Origin of the sequence: Streptomyces pseudogriseolus (assembly GCA_002154585.1) — a bacterium.
Classification (GTDB): Bacteria; Actinomycetota; Actinomycetes; order Streptomycetales; family Streptomycetaceae; genus Streptomyces; species Streptomyces pseudogriseolus.
The window spans coordinates 1-1,505 of sequence record MUNG01000480.1 but is presented as its reverse complement, the minus strand read 5'-3'; the positions used below and the strand labels follow the sequence as shown (position 1 = coordinate 1,505).

Below are 1,505 nucleotides of genomic sequence, written 5' to 3'. Positions count from 1 at the left end.
CCCGCGACGATGCGCGACGGGCAGCGCCTGTCAGCGGCCGTCGCGGTCGTGGCGCAGCCGGTCCCGGGCCTCGGTGGCGATCACCGCGGCCTGGATCCGGCGCTCCACGCCGAGCTTGGCGAGCAGCCGGGAGATGTGGTTCTTCACGGTCTTCTCCGCGAGGTAGAGCCGCCGGCCGATCTGGCGGTTGGTGAGCCCCTCGCCGATCAGCTCGAGGATCTCCCGCTCCCGCTCGGTGAGGCCGGGCAGGACGTCCTCCTCCTGTTCCTTCCGTGGGCCGCCACGCAGGCGCTCCATCAGCTTGGCGGTGGCGCTCGGGTCGAGCAGCGACTGGCCGCGGGCGACCGTGCGGACGGCTTCCACGAGGTCGGAGCCGCGGATCTGCTTGAGCACGTAACCGGACGCGCCCGCCATGATCGAGTCCAGCAGGGCCTCCTCGTCGTCGAACGAGGTGAGCATCAGACACGCCAGGTCCGGCATCCGGGAGCGCAGCTCCCGGCACACGGTCACCCCGTCGCCGTCCGGCAGCCGCACGTCCAGGACCGCTACGCGCGGGCGCAGGGCGGGAACGCGTACCAGCGCCTGCTCGACGGTGGCGGCCTCGCCGACCACCGCGATGTCCGGCTCGTCGTTCAGCAGGTCGTGCACGCCACGCCGGACGACCTCGTGGTCGTCCAGGAGGAAGACCCGGATCGGGTCACCGGGACCTGGGCCGGGGCCGGGCTGCGCGCCGTCCGCCATCGCATGCTCCTTGCTGTACGCGTGGGTGTTCCACCACGATCCTCACCGGTCCGGGGCCGGTCGGCCAGGGCCGTTCGGCCCTCATCGGACCAGGGGGCCGACCGGTTCGCGGCCCGCCCTCTCACGCGGTGGGGTTGCGGCGGCACTCCGGCCCCCTTCCCGGCCACCCTCGCTCCAGCCGGCGTCCGGGGCAACCGGCTCCCCCGGACGCCCGGTGACCGCGGCACGAGCCCGCTCGGACGCGGCAGCACCCACGTCAGCGGACGGCCGACGCCCCGGCCACGTCTGGGCGCGGGCGGCGCACGCCGGACCTCCCGGGCATGCGGGCCATGCACGCCGGCTCTCCCCGGGCATGCGGGCGGCCTACGCCGGCCTCCCGCGGGGACGGCCGGCTCTTCCGGTACTCGGTCGCCGCGGGTGCCGGCCCTGGCGGGTACCCACGGCCGGTTCGGCCGGGAAGCCGCGCCGCCACACGCGGGCGGCGCACACGCGCGATCCTCGGGCGGCCCCGCGGTGCGACCGGCTCGCTCCGCGGCTGACCGCAACCGCGCCAACCCGCGCAGGCGACCGGCCGCCCGGCGCAGTCGGCGTTGCCGACGCCACCCGCCCGCGCCCGGGCACCCGGGCCGCGCCCGCCCGCGAGGCAGGTTTCCGGCCACCGGGACCGGCTCACCTCCCAGTCAGCCGTAACCGCCACCATCCCGCCCGGTCCGTGCCGCCGTCACCGCCCGGGCGCCCGAGTCCGCCCGGGCGGTGACGGCGGC

Annotated in this window: 1 protein-coding gene; it reads right to left on the bottom strand. The window is 76.7% G+C overall.

Annotated features, from left to right (window positions below; genetic code table 11):
• Positions 1–30: 30 nt before the first annotated feature.
• A complete protein-coding gene (locus tag CCN29_RS31390; protein WP_006131092.1) occupies positions 31–741 on the bottom strand; it encodes a response regulator in 711 nt (236 codons plus the stop codon).
• Between the last annotated feature and the right edge of the window lie 764 nt (positions 742–1,505).

What these genes read in the sequence shown, in the direction of transcription:
- CCN29_RS31390 (WP_006131092.1), bottom strand. Translation starts at nt 741, where the DNA reads ATGGCGGACGGCGCGCAGCCCGGCCCCGGCCCAGGTCCCGGTGACCCG.